The organism is Arthrobacter sp. 92, from assembly GCF_050260325.1.
GTDB lineage: Bacteria > Actinomycetota > Actinomycetes > Actinomycetales > Micrococcaceae > Arthrobacter.
The window spans coordinates 4,360,566-4,376,478 of the sequence record NZ_CP189863.1; the positions used below are offsets into that span (position 1 = coordinate 4,360,566).

The 15,913-nt window shown below is 64.1% G+C and carries 15 protein-coding genes; 8 read left to right on the plus strand and 7 right to left on the minus strand.

Features of this window, described 5'->3' with window-relative positions:
• Positions 1-2: 2 nt before the first annotated feature.
• The 3 genes from ACP4XC_RS20245 to ACP4XC_RS20255 all read left to right on the plus strand — a co-directional run bounded on the left by ACP4XC_RS20245 (position 3) and on the right by ACP4XC_RS20255 (position 2,869).
• Positions 3-866, plus strand: coding sequence for a carbohydrate ABC transporter permease (locus tag ACP4XC_RS20245; RefSeq protein WP_427172515.1), 864 nt, complete (start codon positions 3-5; stop codon positions 864-866).
• 78 nt (positions 867-944) lie between these two features.
• Positions 945-1,733: a ThuA domain-containing protein gene (locus ACP4XC_RS20250; RefSeq protein ID WP_427172516.1), complete on the plus strand. Its 789-nt coding sequence runs from the start codon at positions 945-947 to the stop codon at positions 1,731-1,733.
• Complete coding sequence (locus ACP4XC_RS20255) at positions 1,730-2,869, plus strand: Gfo/Idh/MocA family protein (protein WP_427172517.1); 1,140 nt, start codon at positions 1,730-1,732, stop codon at positions 2,867-2,869. The genes ACP4XC_RS20250 and ACP4XC_RS20255 overlap by 4 nt, the downstream gene beginning before the upstream one ends.
• A 60-nt stretch (positions 2,870-2,929) precedes the next feature.
• Here the strand turns inward: ACP4XC_RS20255 and ACP4XC_RS20260 are convergent, their stop codons facing one another.
• On the minus strand, positions 2,930-3,328 hold the full coding sequence (locus ACP4XC_RS20260; RefSeq protein WP_427175179.1) for a hypothetical protein: 399 nt from the start codon (positions 3,326-3,328) through the stop codon (positions 2,930-2,932).
• Positions 3,329-3,543: 215 nt separating this feature from the next.
• On the opposite strand from ACP4XC_RS20260, the gene ACP4XC_RS20265 reads away from it, so the two are divergent.
• From ACP4XC_RS20265 to ACP4XC_RS20285, 5 genes are all read left to right on the plus strand, one after another.
• Positions 3,544-5,919: an HAD-IC family P-type ATPase gene (locus ACP4XC_RS20265; protein WP_427172519.1), complete on the plus strand. Its 2,376-nt coding sequence runs from the start codon at positions 3,544-3,546 to the stop codon at positions 5,917-5,919.
• 135 nt (positions 5,920-6,054) lie between these two features.
• A complete protein-coding gene (locus ACP4XC_RS20270) occupies positions 6,055-6,231 on the plus strand; it encodes a CsbD family protein (RefSeq protein WP_427172520.1) in 177 nt (58 codons plus the stop codon).
• Positions 6,232-6,394: 163 nt separating this feature from the next.
• Positions 6,395-7,330 (plus strand): ABC transporter ATP-binding protein, encoded by a 936-nt coding sequence (locus ACP4XC_RS20275; RefSeq protein WP_427172521.1) that lies wholly within the window; start codon positions 6,395-6,397, stop codon positions 7,328-7,330.
• Positions 7,331-7,334: 4 nt separating this feature from the next.
• Entirely contained in the window at positions 7,335-8,585 is a 1,251-nt protein-coding gene (locus tag ACP4XC_RS20280; protein WP_427172522.1) for an ABC transporter permease, read from the plus strand.
• A gap of 41 nt (positions 8,586-8,626) precedes the next feature.
• On the plus strand, positions 8,627-9,610 hold the full coding sequence (locus ACP4XC_RS20285; protein WP_427172523.1) for a CapA family protein: 984 nt from the start codon (positions 8,627-8,629) through the stop codon (positions 9,608-9,610).
• A gap of 17 nt (positions 9,611-9,627) precedes the next feature.
• On the opposite strand, the gene ACP4XC_RS20290 is transcribed toward ACP4XC_RS20285, so the two are convergent.
• The 6 genes from ACP4XC_RS20290 to ACP4XC_RS20315 form a co-directional block, all read right to left on the minus strand.
• The gene (locus tag ACP4XC_RS20290; protein ID WP_427172524.1) at positions 9,628-10,446 is read right to left on the minus strand and encodes an alpha/beta fold hydrolase; all 819 of its coding nucleotides are present in this window, start codon (positions 10,444-10,446) and stop codon (positions 9,628-9,630) included.
• Positions 10,447-10,525: 79 nt separating this feature from the next.
• Positions 10,526-10,732 carry a hypothetical protein gene (locus tag ACP4XC_RS20295; protein ID WP_427172525.1) on the minus strand — a complete coding sequence of 69 codons (207 nt, stop codon included), beginning with the start codon at positions 10,730-10,732 and terminating at the stop codon, positions 10,526-10,528.
• A gap of 126 nt (positions 10,733-10,858) precedes the next feature.
• Positions 10,859-13,570 carry a magnesium-translocating P-type ATPase gene (gene mgtA, locus ACP4XC_RS20300; RefSeq protein ID WP_427172526.1) on the minus strand — a complete coding sequence of 904 codons (2,712 nt, stop codon included), beginning with the start codon at positions 13,568-13,570 and terminating at the stop codon, positions 10,859-10,861.
• 135 nt (positions 13,571-13,705) lie between these two features.
• Complete coding sequence (locus ACP4XC_RS20305; protein ID WP_427172527.1) at positions 13,706-14,830, minus strand: cation diffusion facilitator family transporter; 1,125 nt, start codon at positions 14,828-14,830, stop codon at positions 13,706-13,708.
• Positions 14,827-15,246 carry an ArsR/SmtB family transcription factor gene (locus ACP4XC_RS20310; protein ID WP_427172529.1) on the minus strand — a complete coding sequence of 140 codons (420 nt, stop codon included), beginning with the start codon at positions 15,244-15,246 and terminating at the stop codon, positions 14,827-14,829. The genes ACP4XC_RS20305 and ACP4XC_RS20310 overlap by 4 nt, the downstream gene beginning before the upstream one ends.
• Before the next feature lie 111 nt (positions 15,247-15,357).
• Positions 15,358-15,624 (minus strand): hypothetical protein, encoded by a 267-nt coding sequence (locus ACP4XC_RS20315; RefSeq protein ID WP_427172530.1) that lies wholly within the window; start codon positions 15,622-15,624, stop codon positions 15,358-15,360.
• Positions 15,625-15,913 lie beyond the last annotated feature (289 nt).

Below are 15,913 nucleotides of genomic sequence, written 5' to 3' on the forward strand. Positions count from 1 at the left end.
CCATGACGACGAGAACGGTCTCCCGTCCAGTCCACCGTCCCGGCAAGCCCGGCGCGCCTGAAGACCGGAAGAACTGGGGATCCACGGCCCTGGCCCTGTTCTTTCTGGCCGTGATGCTGTTCCCGGTCTACTGGATGGTCAATGCCTCCCTGCAGCCCAACGGAGCCACTTTGGAAACGTCGTGGCTGCCGCTGAAGCCAGATTTCACCGGCTATGCCACCGCCATCAGCGAACAAGGTGGAAATCTGGGCACCAGCCTGATCATTTCGCTGGGGAGCGTGGCGCTGAGCCTGGCCATCGCCGCTCCGGCCGCGTATGCCCTGGCTTACTTCAAGGTGCGCGGGGCCGGAATCGTGCTCTTCGCGATCCTGATCAGCCAGATGATCCCGGGCATCGTGGTGGCCAATGCGCTCTATACCGCGTACAACGATCTGGGCCTGCTCAATTCCATCCCCGGCCTGATCCTGGCGGATTCGGCCCACGGCATCCCGTTCGCGATCCTCATCATCCGGGCATTTATGAACGGCCTGCCAGCCTCCGTCATTGAGGCCGCCAGGGTGGATGGTGCGGGACACTTCCGCGCCTTCTGGTCGATTGTGCTGCCGCTAAGCCGGAACTCGTTGATCACGGCCGGGCTTTTTACCTTCCTGTTCGCGTGGAGCGACTTCCTGTTCGCATTGACCCTGACCACCACCGAAGCCGTCCGGCCCGTAACCCTGGGAATCTTCCAGTACATCGGCGCCTACGTGAACGACTGGAGTTCGGTCATGGCCACGGCGGTGCTCGCCTCCATTCCGGCCATCATCCTGCTGGTGGCGGCACAGAAGTACATCGCCGCAGGCACCACCGGCGGAGCCGTGAAATAGGAGCCGTGACATAACAGCACGGTCAAATAATCCAGTCCATCACATCTTCCAATCACCATTTCATTTCAAGGAGCAACCATGGCTGACACAGCCCCTTCCCACACCGGTGCCATCCGGGTCACCGTCTGGAGCGAAAACCGGCACGAAAAGCGCGACGAGAACGTGGCCCGCCTCTACCCCGATGGCATGCATGGAGCCGTCAAAGCCGGCATCGAGGAGAACCTCGGCGCCAAGGTGAGCGTCAGGACTGCCACCCTCGACGAGCCCGATCACGGCCTCACCGAAGACGTCCTTGCCAACACCGATGTTCTGACCTGGTGGGGGCATATGTCCCACACCGACGTCGACGACGACATTGTGGATCGCGTGCACCGTCACGTCCTGGCCGGCATGGGACTCATTGTGCTGCACTCCGGTCACTGGTCAAAAATATTCACCAAGCTCATGGGCACCTCCTGCACGCTGCGTTGGCGATCCGAGCAGGACCGCGAACTCGTCTGGACAGTGGACCCCACGCACCCGATCGCCAAGGGAGTGCCGCACCCCATCATCATCGATCAGCAGGAAATGTACGGAGAATTCTTCGATATCCCCACCCCGGAAGAACTCGTGTTCATCAGCTCCTTCAGCGGAGGGGAAGTGTTCCGGTCAGGCTGCACGTTCCGGCGCGGCCACGGCAAGATTTTCTTCTTCAGCCCCGGCGACCAGGACTACCCCGTCTACCACCACAAGGATGTCCGCCGGGTCATCTCCAACGCCGTCATATGGGCTCTCGCGGACCGACCGGTGCGCGCCTACCCGGAACTTCTGCGCTACGAGACCAACGACTTCTTCAACGGCAAGAGCTATCAAGGGGCCAACGCATGAGCATGACTTTCGCCACCATTCCCGAGGACGGCACTCCTCTTCGCGTCATCGTCGTCGGGGCCGGCGGCATGGGACGCGCCTGGCTTAGTACCGTGGAGCAGTCGCCGCTGGTGGAATTGGCCGGCATTGTGGACCTGGATCTGGGCGCAGCCCGCGCGGCGGCAACCGCGCTGGGGCGCCCGGATCTCCCGGTCGGCATCGGTACCGCTCAGCTGGCGGCCGACGTTGGGGCGCGGGCCGTCATCAATGTCACCGTCCCCGCAGCGCACCACCCTGTGACCGTCGAAGCGCTGGCCGCCGGCCTGCCGGTATTGGGCGAAAAACCGGTGGCCTCCACCGTGGCGCAGGGGCTGTCCCTAGCCGCCGCGGCCGAACTGTCCGGTCAGCTGTTTATGGTCAGCCAGTCCCGCAGATACAACCGGCAGCTGTTCGAGGCCAAGCGGCTGGCCTCCTCGCTAGGCAGCGTGGGCATCGTCTCGGCCGATTTCTTCAAGGCCCCGCGCTTCGGCGGATTCAGGGACGCCATGGACCATCCGCTGCTGTTGGACATGGCCATCCACCAGTTCGACATGGCACGGTTCGTTCTCGACGCCGACCCTGTCTCGGTCTTCTGCGAGGAGTACAACCCGCCCTGGAGCTGGTACCGCGGCGACGCATGCGCCACTGCCGTTTTCGAGATGACCGGCGGGGAACGGTTCGTGTTCACCGGCAGCTGGTGCAGCCCGGGCAAGGAGACCTCCTGGAATGCCGCATGGCGGATCAGCGGCGAGCACGGCTCCGTCCTGTGGGACGGCGAGAACGAGCCCACCATTGAAACCACCGGGACTCCAGCCAGGGGAAGAAGCAGCGAAGACCCGGGCCAGGAGATCGCGGGCTCGCTGCGGGACTTTGTGCTGGCGCTTCGCACAGGCAGCAGCCCCATGGGGCAGGCGCACCAGAATGTCATGAGCCTGGCGATGGTGGAAGCCGCCATTCTCAGCGCCTCCTCCGGCCGCCGCGTCACCATGGACGGGCTGCTTGAGGACTCATTCCGGGAATGCCTCCTCGTGGAGAGCAACCCTGAGGTTTTGGAGGTCCTGAAATCCTGGCCATCGGTCAGGGGCGCCCTGTCCGCAGAACCCGCCGGCCCCCGCTGATAGGGGCCCCGGGAGGACCTGCTCCTATGCCCAGGCAAGTCCTCCCGGAACAGCGGCAGGTCAGAACAGCGGCAGAAAGAAACCCGAGACCATAGCCACTGCGCCGATGCCCGTCAGCACCCGGCCCAGGACCCCTGCCGTCTCCCCGCGCACCTGGGGCGCGGAGGTCTGCCACTGGGACGGGGTCTTGGTGGCGTAATGGATGGTGACGGGGTCCCCGGGCGCCATATGGCTGATGTCGTGGGGCGACATGGGTGCGTTGTGCACGTGGAAGTGATGGTCGAACCAGCGGAATCCCACTCCGCTTTCGTCGGCATACACAACACCCTCAGATTGGGTCCATTGTTCGCCAAGCCGCCTGAGCACGCCGGCGGTCAGCAGGAGCACCAAACCAGGAGGAAGGCAGATCCACACCAACACTTCCAGGATAGGCCCAGCGATGTCGAAAACTCCGCGCATGGTCACGATGGTACCGTCCCCGCGCACGTCGCCGGAGGTGTCCTCGCAACAGCAGTGACACACTAAGGACAACAAAGACGCGTGGCCAAGTTGGCGCGCTGCCAGTAGCGGAGCCGGAACAGCCGAACGGCACCGCCCGAATTGGTCCCGTCCAGCAGGGAGAGACGCTCATGACCACGGGGACACGGCCGCAAAATGTTCGAGGACGCACATGGATGATGAAGGGCCTCTCCAGCGAGGACGTCTCCGAACGCGTCCGGGGAGGGCTGACCAACCTGGTCTCCAACACGTCCAGCCGAAGCCTGTGGAATATCTTCCGCGCCAACGTCCTGACTCTGTTCAACGCGGTTGTGGCGGGGAGTTTCGCGCTGCTCCTGTTTCTCGGCCAATGGCAGGACGCGCTCTTCGGGTTCGCTGCTGTTGGTAACGCCGTCATCGGTGTGGCACAGGAATATCGGGCCAAGAAGTCCTTGGACAGACTCGCAGTGCTGAACTCCCCGCACGCCCGGGTACTGCGGGACGGTGTCATCAAGGACATCGCCATGGAAGAGGTGGTCCTTGATGACGTGATCCTGCTCTTTGCCGGAGACCAGATACCGGCTGACGCCACCGTTCATGATGCCCGCGGGCTGGAAATTGATGAATCACTGCTCACCGGCGAATCCGACCCCGTGGACAAGGAGTCCGGTGCCGAGGTCCTCGCCGGCTCCACCGTCGTCAGCGGCCAAGGCCGGGCCCGGGTCATCCGCGTCGGAGACGACTCCTTCGCTGGCCGGCTAACGGGTGAAGCCAAACGATTTTCCCTGGTCAACTCGGAGATCCGCAACGGACTCAACAAGATCCTTCGCTGGATTACGTTGGCCCTTCTGCCTGTCATGGCGGTTGTTATCAATGGAGAGATGCAGGCCCACGGCGGGTGGAACCAGGCCTTGGCAACCGGGGAATGGAGGACCGGGGCAGTGGGTGCTGTCGCCAGCGTGATAGCCATGATTCCGCTGGGCCTCGTTCTCATGACCAGCGTCGCCTTCGCCGTTGGTGGACTGCGCTTGGCCCGCGAGAAGGTCCTCATCCAGGAGCTGGCCGCGGTCGAAGGCCTGGCGCGGGTGGATGTGCTTTGCCTGGATAAGACCGGCACACTCACCGAGGGCAGGATCATTTTCGACGATGTTCACGACGCCGGTCCCGACCGGGCGCCGGGGTGGAGCGCTGCCTTGACCTGGTTCGGCGCCGACCCCAATGCGAACGCCACAGCGCGGTGCCTCACCGCCAGGTTTACGGATGACAGCGGACTTCGTCCCGTCTCCGCGGTCCCCTTCGCCTCTGTGCGGAAGTGGAGCGCGGTCAGCTTCGGCGAGGGTGCAGTCTCCGGCGTGTGGGTGCTGGGCGCCCCCGAGCTGGTGCTGAAGGCCACCACACCGGGCAACACGGACGCCTTGGCAAGAGCTGCCCGGCTGGCCTCAACCGGGTTTCGGACCCTGGTCCTCGCCCATGCCTCTGAGCCGATGACTTCCCGGGAGGCCGCGGCCGGCTCATTGCCTGCCGAATTGGCGCCTTCGGTCCTACTGACATTCCGCGAAAAGGTGCGGCCCGACGCCGCCGAGACCCTCGCGTATTTTGGCAACCAAGGCGTGGAGCTAAGGATTTTCTCAGGCGACGACCCCCGGACGGTGGCGGCAGTAGCCCGCGAAGTCGGCCTGGACTCTGGCGACGGGTATGACGCGCGCGACTTGCCGGCGGATCCGGAGCTCATGGCGGAGGTCCTGGAGAACCACATGGTGTTCGGCCGCGTCTCTCCGGCGCAGAAGAGGGAAATGGTCAGTGCCCTCCGCAGCCGCGGTCATGTGGTGGCCATGACCGGAGACGGGGTCAACGATGCCTTGGCTCTGAAGGAGGCTGACATTGGAATCGCCATGAACTCCGCTGCTCCGGCCACCAAGGCCGTTGCCCGTCTTGTGCTGCTGGACGGCCGCTTCGACCGGCTGCCGGGCGTCGTGGCGGAGGGGCGGCGTGTCATCGCCAACATCGAGCGCGTATCCATGCTTTTCCTGGCTAAGACCGCCTATGCGGTGGCCCTCTCTGTGGTCTTCGGGGCCCTGCTGTGGGGATTTCCTTTCCTGCCGCGCCAGCTCTCCGCCACGGACGGAATCACCATTGGCATCCCTGCCTTTTTCCTCGCCCTCATGCCCAATACGCGACGATACAAGCCAGGGTTCCTGAGGCGTTCCCTGGGGTTTGCGGTGCCAGCAGGCCTCATCATCACCGCGGCGGTACTTGCCCTGAACGCTTACGCGGCGATCGTGGGCGGCCACAAGCAGGACACGGTGCGCACGGGTTCGGTGATTGTGCTCGCACTCGTGGCGCTGTGGGTGCTCGTGGTCCTCTCCCGCCCGATGAACGCCTGGCGCATTCTCATCGTCGGCGCCATGTACGCCGTTCTCCTCCTGCTGCTCACCACTCCATTCGTGGCGGACTTCTTTGGCGTTGCGTGGCCTGCTCCGGAGCTGGCAAACGTGGTCTTTTTTGCCGCCCTCGGAGGGTGCATCGGCGTCGAGGTTCTGTTCCAGTTCCGCCGCAGCCGGCTCAACATTTAACGTCATCGGCTCACCGACGCCCGAGTCCTGAATCGCCCCGCGGCAATACCGAGGGGCGGTTGCACCTAAGGTGGAGGGGCATTGGCTGGCATCCGCCCGTCTGCGACTGAGCAACAACTGATTGAGGAAACAAACATGGGTTTGGGCCACAAGATCAAGAACGCTGCCGAGAAAGCCGTCGGCGAAGCCAAGGAAGCATTCGGCAAGTTGACCAACAACAACAAGCTGGAAACCGAAGGCAAGATCGAAAAGAGCACTGCCGACGTGAAGCAGGTTGGTGAGGACGTCAAGGACGCCTTTAACGAGAAATAGTCGTGACTGATGGCCGGGACGCGGGAACTTCGCGTCCCGGCCATCCTGCGTCCGGGACCTTCGCCCCTTCCGGTGCCGGGGGCTCCGCGCCACGCTGGTGACAAGAAGGTCGGACTGGGGGCTGGACACCGGCAGGCAATGATCGGCACAGGCGGTATCAGCCATGGATGAAGCAGTTGTGCACATCAGTGGCTTCCGGATGGACTTCGCCGACACCACGGTGATCCGTGACCTTTCCTTCGATGTCCGCGCAGGTGAAACCTTCGGATTCCTGGGCAGCAACGGCTCGGGCAAGACCACCACCATCCGCGCGCTATTGGGCCTCTACGAGCCCACCGCCGGAATTCTCCACATCAACGGGCGGCCGTTTAAACCCGAGCACGGCAGCCGTCTGGGATATCTCCCCGAGGAGCGCGGCCTTTACAAAAAAGAGAAAGTCATGGACATCATGACCTACTTTGGCCGCCTCAAGGGCATGGACCGCCACCATGCCAGGCAATGGTCGCTGGCCTATCTTGACCGGGTGGATCTGGCGGACAAGGCCACCACGCTGGTGGATAAGCTCTCCAGCGGGCAGCAGCAAAAGGTTCAGCTCGGCGTCACCATCATGAACCGGCCGGAGCTTCTCATCCTCGATGAACCCACCAAGGGTTTTGATCCGGTGAACCGCCGCCTTCTGATGGATATCATCGCGGAACAGAAGAACGACGGCGCCACTGTGGTTATGGTGACGCACCAGATGGAGGAGGTGGAACGGCTCTGCGACCGCATCATTCTCCTGAAGGACGGCACATCCGAGGCGTACGGCACCATCGATGAGGTGCAGGACAAGTACGGCGGACGGATCGTCCGGATCCGCCATGCCGGTCCCATCCCGCCGTCGCCCCACTATGACGTGACGCTGCAGGAGACCAACTACGCGGAGCTGTCCATCGCGGATGACACGGACGAAGCGGACATCCTGAAGGACCTGATGGATGCCGGCGTCGTCATCCGCAGTTTCACCACCACCAAAATCTCGCTGGAGGACATTTTCATCCGCGTGTACGGAGATCAGAACAAGCCGCCATCCCAGGTCACCGCGTCGGCAGGAGTGTAGGGCCATGGCACAGCACAACCTCGGCACAGTCATTGGTTTCGAATTCATCCGCACTGTTACGAAGATCCGGTTCTGGATCGGCACATTGTCCGTTCCCATCATCATGGCGGTGGTGTTCGGGATGATCTACCTGAGCAACACGAGCACCAGCAGTGCCGCCGACGCCCAGAAGAACGCGCAGTTCACCATCTCCTTCACGGATGCCTCGGGCCTGATCACCCCCGGCTCCGCCGCTGCCTTCGGGGCCGTTCCGGCGGCATCCCCCGAGGAAGGCATCCATGCCGTCCAAAACGGTTCCGTCGAGGCGTTCTTCGATTTCCCCGCCCACCCCGAGTCCACGCCCATCCGGGTCTACGGAATCGACAAAGGAGTGTTCGAGAACGGCAAGTACGGAGCGGTGGCACAAGCCATGCTTGCCCGGGGAGTGGCCCAAAAGATCGGTTCCCCGCAGCTTTCGAGCCTCGCGGCGGGGACGGCGAAAGTCCAGACCACCGCCTACCGGGGCACCGTGGAGGCCGGCGGCATCAACTCCGTGATCCCGCCCATGGCCTTCCTGGTGGTCTTCTATGGCCTGGTGGTGCTCCTCGCCGGGCAGATGCTGAACTCCACCCTGGAGGAAAAGGAGAACCGGGTGACGGAAATGATCCTGACCACCCTCAAGCCCACCACGCTGATCACCGGCAAAGTGGTGGCACTGTTTATGGTGGGCCTGCTGCAGGTGATCGTCTTCGCCTCCCCCATTCTGTTCGCGGCGCTCTTCTACCGCGAGGCGGTGACCATCCCTGACTTCAATACCGCCGAGCTGGTGTTCGACCCGGTCCGGATGACCGTGGGCTTCCTGATCCTGGTGGGTGGGTTCGCGCTGTTCACCACCACGCTGGTGGCCATAGGAGCCGTGATGCCCACAGCGAAGGAGGCCGGAAGCTTTATGGGTGTGATGATCGCCCTGATCTTCATTCCGTTCTACGCAGTGAGCCTGGTGGTCTCGGAACCGCACGCGGCCATTGTCCAGGTGTTCACCTATTTCCCGTTCTCCGCTCCCGTCACGGCATTGCTTCGTAACGCCTTCGGCTCGCTCAACGTGTTCGAGGCAGCCACGGTGGTTGCCATCCTCTACCTGGGTGCGGCCCTGATGCTCCGGGTGGCGGTGCGGCTCTTCCAGTACGGCTCCATCTCATACACCTCGAAGGTCAGCATCAGGACCGCCCTCCGGGCCGGATCCAAGCATGCCGTGGCTGGACCGGCGAAGGGCTGACCCCAACAGGGTTGAAGAACACGGACGACAGGAGGGTGGACATGCGGCTGGTCTTGCTGGGTGACGTCATGCTGGGCCGGCTCGTGAACGAACACCTGAGGAAAGCCCCGGCCGCCTATCCCTGGGGCGACACCCTTCCCGTCCTGAGAGCCGCCGATCTGCGGTTCGCCAACCTCGAATGCGTCCTAGCCGACGGCGGCCAGCCGCAGCCCAGGAAGGTCTTTCACTTCCGCTCGGACTTGAAGAACGTGGAAACCCTCAAGGCGGCGGGCATCGATGTGGTGTCGCTGGCAAACAACCATGTGCTCGACTTTGGGGTCGATGCATTCAGGGAAACCCCTGACGTCCTTGACCTGGCCGGCATCCTGCATGCGGGAGCCGGACTCAACCTCGAAACGGCCCGGCATCCGGCCATCATGACCGCTGGCTCCACCACGGTTGGTTTCCTCGCTTTCACCGACAACCAGCCGGACTGGGAGGCCGCACCGCATCACCCGGGTGTCTACTATGTCCCGGTCGACGCCGTTGACCGGCGAACTTCGGGCTTGCTGGAGCTGGTGCGGCACACCAAGGCAATGGTGGACATCCTGGTGGTTTCGGCGCACTGGGGCCCTAACTGGGGTGCGGAGGTCCCGCCGGCGCACCAGGCCTTGGGCAGGGCGCTGGTTGAGGCCGGCGCCGACGTCGTCTTCGGGCATTCGGCCCACATCTTCCGCGGCGTGGAGATCCACCAGGGCCGGCCCATCATCTACAGCGCCGGCGATTTCGTGGACGACTATGCCGTGGACCCGGAGGAGCGAAACGACCAGTCCTTCATCTTCGGGCTGGAGACCCACGACGGCGTGCCGGCTCTGCTCCGGCTCCATCCCACCGTCATCGCCGGTTTCCAGGCGCGTCTGGCGGGAAGGGAGTCGCGGAAGATCGCCGAGCGGATGCAGCGGCTGAGTTCCGAGCTGGGCACTGGGAGCGAATGGGTTGAGCACGGTGCCGTTCTGGAGATCCCCTGCCAAACATCCTCCGCCTAGCCGTCAGGGCAGCCGGCTCACGGCTGGAGCTCGGGGGCGCCGGCAGGAAGGCTCGCAAAGGACGTGATGGCTTGCGCCACTTCCCCGGCACCGGTGTGCTGGACCACGTGGCCGTTGTTCGGCACTTCCAGCAGCCGGCCGCCTGCTGCCCGGGCGGCCAGCCGGCGGCACCAGATGGCGCCTGCCACGGGGTCGTTAGCTCCGCGAATCACCAGTACGGGGGCCCTGACGCCGGGGATCCGCTCCTCCGTGGGGTAGTCCATCATCACCTGAAGCGTTTTCAGGTACCAGGACAGGCCGCAGCGGAAGTAGTCGCTGGCCACGAGGAAGTTCGAAGAGGGCGTCTCAAAGAACAGCGAATCGATCCCCAGCGCGAGGGCCTGCCGGGGCACTGAACGGCGCCGCGAGTCCACCACCGGTCCCATCAGGACCACGTGTCGGATTCGCTCCGGCTCCTGCAGCGCCGCCTCGATGGCGAACTGGGAGCCCATGGAGTGGCCCACCAGCACGAACTCGTGCACCCCGACCTGCGCCAGGGCTCCCAAGATGTAGGCCGCATAGTCGGGGACGGTGAGCTGATGCTCCGGTCTCGGGGTGGAACCAAAGCCGGGAAGATCAATCGAGTACGTATCAACGGAGCGCGACAGGAGCCTGTGGAGCCTGGCCAAGTACCGATGCGAGACGCCGATGCCGTGGATGAGCACGACGGCGGGCGCTGCGGGAACTGTGGCGTCAGCGGGTGTTTCCCGAGGTCGGCGGGAGGCGAAGACCTGCCCTTGGAGGCCGTCTACTTCGATCTCGGAGACGAGCGGGCCGTCCCTTAACTCACCAGTCATGAATGCCGTACCCGTTTCTGTGCGTGGTTGGAAGTCTCGAACCCTTACCCGCACAGTATTTGGTACGGCACCCGGAAGGTTACTCGCGTTTGTCGCGTTCGCTAAATTCTTCGTCGAGGTCGTAGTGCCTGAACTCCGTCTCCGGGTTAGGCTCCCCGTCGGCCACGTACTCGTAGTCGAGCTGACGCTGGACCTGGCTGTCCAGGATTTGCAGGTCCTTGTCCTCCACCTGGGCGAGATCCTCCGGAAAATCATCTTCCGGCGTGAGATGCAGCTTCTCGGTCATTACTAGCCTCTCTTGGCCAGGAACTGGGGTGCCGCCGAAGCGGCATCCTGACGGGATTCAGATTATCCGCTATCCATGGGTTAGCGAAAGAGGAGCGGAGGAACAGCGAAGGCTCCAGGGCGGGAATCAGGCCCTGCTGCGGGAGCTGCGCGGTTTCCGCTTGCGTCCTCCCTGCACCAGGCGCCCGCGTGCAATGTCCGCAACGGGAGAACTGAATCGGGCGGCACGGCGGGAGATGTGGTGTGAGGCTGCGCGGCGGCGGACGCGGATGGTGGGCGCAGGAGGCTGTTGCGCGGCACGTGAGAAGAACCACTGCTTGGCGAACTCCACGAGGACCAGGTAGAACACCGTCATCCCTAACAGCGCAAGGAAGAACGGCACCGGGAGGGTGTCGAAACCGAGCACGCCGGCCAGAGGCGATAGGGGCAGGAACACTCCGAGGGCCACCACGCCGAGTGACGCTCCCAGCAAACCGGCCGAAGGCCGGCTGCGCAGGAAGGGGACCCGCCGTGTCCTGATCGCAAAGATGATGAGAGTCTGCGTCGCGATGGACTCAATGAACCATCCGGCCCGGAACTCGCCTGGGACTGCGTTGAAAACAAACAGCATGAGGCCAAACGTAGCGAAATCGAAGATGGAACTGATCGGTCCAAAAAGGAACATAAAGCGCCGGATGAAGCTGATATTCCAGTGCGACGGAGCAAGCAGCTGCTCCTTGTCAACGCGGTCGCCCGGGATGGCAAGCTGCCCGGTGTCATAGAGCAGGTTGTTGAGCAGGATCTGTCCGGGCAGCATGGGCAGGAAACTCAGCACCACCGAGGCCGTGGCCGCGCTGAACATGTTGCCGAAGTTGCTGGACGTTCCCATCAGCACATACTTGATGGTGTTGGCGAAAATCCTCCGCCCCTCCATCACGCCTTCTGCCAGCACCCCGAGGTCCTTGTCCAGCAGCACCACGTCGGCCGCATCCTTGGCCACATCCGTCGCACTGTCCACGGAGATGCCGATGTCCGCAGCGTGGAGCGCAAGGGCGTCGTTGACGCCGTCGCCCATAAAGCCCACGGACCCGCCGGTTTGGCGAAGGATTCCGATGATCCGCGCTTTCTGTTCCGGAGAAACACGGGCGAAAATGCTTGCCTCCCGTGCAGCGGCGCTCAGTTCCTCGTCCGACATGGCTTCCACCGCCGCACCGGTGAGTGTCCCGCCGGAAAGGACGCCGAGTTCGTCACAGACCTTCTCGGCCACCTTGGCGTTGTCACCCGTGGCGATCTTGACGGTGATGCCGAGCGCCTCGAGTTGGTCCAGGGAGGCCCGGGCGTTGGCCTTGGGCCGGTCCAGGAACACGAGGAACCCGGCGAGGTTCAGGTCCTTTTCGTCGGCCGGCCTCAGGTCCTTCAATCCGTCAGCGGGACGCGTGGCTACGGCCACCACCCGGGACCCGGCGTCGAACTGTTCATCCAGCATGGCCCGGACGGCGGCAGACGTCTCGCCGCAGAGGGCCAGAACGTCTTCCGGGGATCCTTTGGTGATGATACGAACAGTGCCGCCGCCCTCCCGGACCAGCACGCTGGTCCTGCGGCGCTGGTGGTCGAAGTCGATCACGTCCAGGCGTTCGTAACGGGACGGGTCAAAGGCTGCGGCTTCCGGGCTCTCCCAGAGTGCGGCATCCAGGGCGTTCTGCCCCACCGCCGACGCTTTCGCTTCGGTGTAGTCGGCCTCGGTGGCCAGCAGGCCCAAGGTGAGCAGTTCGGCGCCGGAGACGCCGGTGGCCGCCGGCAATGCGCCGGTGAAGCTGATCTTCCCTTCGGTGAGCGTGCCCGTTTTGTCCGTGACCAGGACGTCCATGTCCCCCAGGTCCTCAATACACACCAGGCGTTTGACCAGGACCTTGCGCCGCGCGAGCTGCCTGGTTCCGGTGGCCAGGCTGGTGCTTACCACCGCAGGCAGCAGCTGCGGGGTGATGCCTACCGCGATGGCCAGGGAAAAGAGGAGGGACTCGATCAAGGGACGCTGCAGCAGCACGTTCGCCAGGAAGATCAGGGAGGTCAGCGCAATCGCCACCTGGAGGAGGAGGAACGAGAACCGCTTCAGCCCCAGCTGGAATTCCGTTTGAGGCTGCCGCTCGCCGAGGCCCAGGGCTATCCGCCCGAATTCAGCGTGGCCACCGGTGGCCACCACCAGGCCCGTGCAGTTGCCCGACTGAAGGACCGTGCCCATGAAGATGCACGAGGTCAGATCCGCCAGGGCGGCTCCGGGCGGAACCGCGGCCGGGTCCTTGCCTGCGGGCATCGACTCTCCGGTCAGGATGCTTTCGTCGCAGAGGAGGTCCTTGCTGGTCAGCAGCCGGATATCGGCGGGAATGATGGCGCCAAGTCCCAGGTGCACGACGTCGCCCGGAACCAGCGCCGTGACGTCCACTTCCTGTGGCATACCGTCACGCACTGCCACGGCGCGATGCGTGACGCGTGAATGGAGCGCCTCGGCTGCGCGCTCCGCGCGGAACTCATTGGTGAAGCCCAATCCCACGCTCACCAACAAGATCACGCCGATCACAATCGAATTCGTGGCATCCCCCAGGAACAGGGACAACCCGGCGGTAATCAGCAGCAGGATCAGGATGGGGCTGCCCAGTTGCCGTATCAGCACCGACCAGGCGCTGGCGCGGTGGGTGCGGACCGCATTGGGACCCAGTTCGGCCAACCGCCTGCCTGCCTCCACACCCGAAAGACCCGCCGGGCCGGACTCCAGCAGCTCACCAACCCGCTCCGGCGGGAGGCTGGCGGCATCGGTGATGGACATCTGCCTGGAGCTACGCTCCTGGACGTTCAGTTCTGCCATGCGAATCCGTTCTAAAGCGTCAACCTACGGGTAACACTACGGCGTGAAGCTGAGGGATTCGCCCTGGTCTATGGACCTCCCGCCCAGGCGTTCGGGCGTCTGAGTTTCTGGACCCACTGCCTGGCGCCCTCCGCGTCAGTGGCCGGAGGGGACCGGGTGCAGCGTGACCGTTCCGAGGCTGGGAAGCACCCGCCGGAGTGCCTCGTCCGAAGAGTGCTCAAGCTCGTGAAAGGCAGCCACGGGCATCGAGCCGGCGGTCGCAACCGAGATCACGGCATTGAGGCGGTGGCCTGACCAGCGCAGCCGCACGGTGTTGACGGATTCAATCCCCGGAATGGCTCCGACTGCCGACTCCGTGCGTGCGACCAGGGCGGGGTCGACGCCGTCCAACAGCCGCCTGCCGATATCCCTGGCTGTCCCCCACAGGAGGACTGCGATGGTGATGGTGATGAGAAGACCCACGATCGGATCGGCCAACGGAAATCCAAGCCACACGCCCACCACGCCCGCCACCACGGCCAGGGAGGTGAATCCATCCGTCCGGGCATGCAGGCCATCCGCCACCAAGGCCGCAGAACCGATGCGGCGCCCCACCCGGATCCGGTAGATAGCCACCAGCTCGTTGCCGGCGAAGCCGACGATGCCGGCAGCCAGGACCCAGCCCAGATTAGTCAGCGGCTGGGGATGGAACAGACGGTCGATTGACTCCCATCCCGCCACCACGGCTGAAAGTGCAATCATGGCCACGATGAAGAGTCCGGCGAGATCCTCCGCCCGGCCAAAGCCGTAGGTATAGCGGCGCGTGGGCGCCCGGCGGCCCAGCACAAAGGCGATCCACAACGGGATTGCGGTTAGTGCGTCGGAGAAGTTGTGGATCGTATCCGCGAGCAAAGCGACGGAGCCGCTGATGAGGACCACCGCCAACTGCAGCACGGCGGTGGCCCCAAGGCCTGCCAGGCTGATTTTCACGGCCCGGATGCCCTGGCTGCTCGACTCCATGGCGTCGTCGATGGAGTCGGCGGCGTCGTGGCTGTGGGGCACGAATAGTGCATGCAGGAAACCCTTGAGACCCGTGGGATGCTCATGGTCATGGCCGTGCTCATGGTCATGGTCATGGCCGTGCGGATGGGGATGGGGATGGTCATGAGGGTGATCGTGGCTGTGCTCGGGCAGAGGGTTGTGCTCGGGCAGAGGACTAAGCTCGTGGCCGTGATCATCTGTCCCGGAGGCGGGTCCCGACGGGCGTCCGTGGTGGCTCATGCGTCCTCCCTCCGGTGCCCAGCGCCTGCACGTGCGGCGTCCGCATGCGAGTCGTCCGAGTGGCTGACCCCCCGGGCGTGGTGGCGGGGCTCCGCGTCAAGGGCATGCTCGGCCTGGAAGATGGCATCGCTGACCAGCTGGCGGGCATGCTCATTTTCCAGCCGGTAGTACACCCGCACCCCGTCCTGACGGGCACTCACCAGGCGGGTCAGCCGCATCTTGGCTAGATGCTGGGAGACCGCTGCGGGGGATTTGCCCACAATCTCGGCCAGGCTGCTCACGGGAAGTTCGCCATCGCGCAGCGCCAGGATGATTCGAATCCGTGTAGCGTCGGCGAGCATGGAGAAAACTTCCACGGCGAGCTCCACATATTGGCTGTCCACGCTCAAGCCTGCTATCTGCTTATCTGCATCCATGCGCATATTATTGCACAGCGCAGGGCAGGCGTCGGCCGGACCTTAGCGACTCACCAGCTCACCATCGGACTCGGACTCCCGGTCCCGGTGCAGAACCAGGCGCCTGCCGGCTCAGGCACTCCCTCCATAGGCACCTTCGATGGCCGCCCGCGCGAAGAGGGCCTCGGCCACGTCACCGCGCAAGTAGTAGCTGCGGTGTTCGAGTGGCTCGAGGCTGCCGCGCACCACGTAGTAGCCGCGGCCTTCGCCGGGGCCACCCGCGGCGCGGTCGATCGCGTCGATCAAGGCGCTATCAAGGGCATGGTCCGGCCCGTGCTGTTGAAGCAGGGCCAGGTCCTCCGGGAGCAGTGCGTTGAGCAACCCGGGAATATCCGGCATATCGCGTCCTTAAAGTCGGCACCGAAGCATTTTCATAGCCCCAATGTGGCGAACCGGAGTGCCTTCGCCAGCCGCGCCAACCTGATTGTAGAACCTCAACCTCGGGCAAACCAGAGGTGATTTTTCCGTGTAAACGCTGTAGGAGCGGGCAACTGAATGAATGCGTGCCAAAAAAGATCCGGCAGTTTCTTGCCAACGGCCTGAGCGTCGGCCACACTAAGTGTGGATCCGCAAGGAACGCAAGCGTTCCCGATCCCTTCCGCCGGACGCACCGCGCCGGCCCCCGCCC

Excerpts from the sequence above, each read along its gene's own strand:
- ACP4XC_RS20265 (WP_427172519.1), top strand. The coding sequence starts at position 3,544 with ATGATGAAGGGCCTCTCCAGCGAGGACGTCTCCGAACGCGTCCGGGGA.
- ACP4XC_RS20310 (WP_427172529.1), bottom strand. The coding sequence starts at position 15,246 with ATGGATGCAGATAAGCAGATAGCAGGCTTGAGCGTGGACAGCCAATAT.
- mgtA (WP_427172526.1), bottom strand. The coding sequence starts at position 13,570 with ATGGCAGAACTGAACGTCCAGGAGCGTAGCTCCAGGCAGATGTCCATC.
- ACP4XC_RS20295 (WP_427172525.1), bottom strand. The coding sequence starts at position 10,732 with ATGACCGAGAAGCTGCATCTCACGCCGGAAGATGATTTTCCGGAGGAT.
- ACP4XC_RS20250 (WP_427172516.1), top strand. The coding sequence starts at position 945 with ATGGCTGACACAGCCCCTTCCCACACCGGTGCCATCCGGGTCACCGTC.
- ACP4XC_RS20280 (WP_427172522.1), top strand. The coding sequence starts at position 7,335 with ATGGCACAGCACAACCTCGGCACAGTCATTGGTTTCGAATTCATCCGC.
- ACP4XC_RS20245 (WP_427172515.1), top strand. The coding sequence starts at position 3 with ATGACGACGAGAACGGTCTCCCGTCCAGTCCACCGTCCCGGCAAGCCC.
- ACP4XC_RS20290 (WP_427172524.1), bottom strand. The coding sequence starts at position 10,446 with ATGACTGGTGAGTTAAGGGACGGCCCGCTCGTCTCCGAGATCGAAGTA.
- ACP4XC_RS20285 (WP_427172523.1), top strand. The coding sequence starts at position 8,627 with ATGCGGCTGGTCTTGCTGGGTGACGTCATGCTGGGCCGGCTCGTGAAC.
- ACP4XC_RS20270 (WP_427172520.1), top strand. The coding sequence starts at position 6,055 with ATGGGTTTGGGCCACAAGATCAAGAACGCTGCCGAGAAAGCCGTCGGC.
- ACP4XC_RS20305 (WP_427172527.1), bottom strand. The coding sequence starts at position 14,830 with ATGAGCCACCACGGACGCCCGTCGGGACCCGCCTCCGGGACAGATGAT.
- ACP4XC_RS20315 (WP_427172530.1), bottom strand. The coding sequence starts at position 15,624 with ATGCCGGATATTCCCGGGTTGCTCAACGCACTGCTCCCGGAGGACCTG.
- ACP4XC_RS20260 (WP_427175179.1), bottom strand. The coding sequence starts at position 3,328 with ATGCGCGGAGTTTTCGACATCGCTGGGCCTATCCTGGAAGTGTTGGTG.
- ACP4XC_RS20255 (WP_427172517.1), top strand. The coding sequence starts at position 1,730 with ATGAGCATGACTTTCGCCACCATTCCCGAGGACGGCACTCCTCTTCGC.
- ACP4XC_RS20275 (WP_427172521.1), top strand. The coding sequence starts at position 6,395 with ATGGATGAAGCAGTTGTGCACATCAGTGGCTTCCGGATGGACTTCGCC.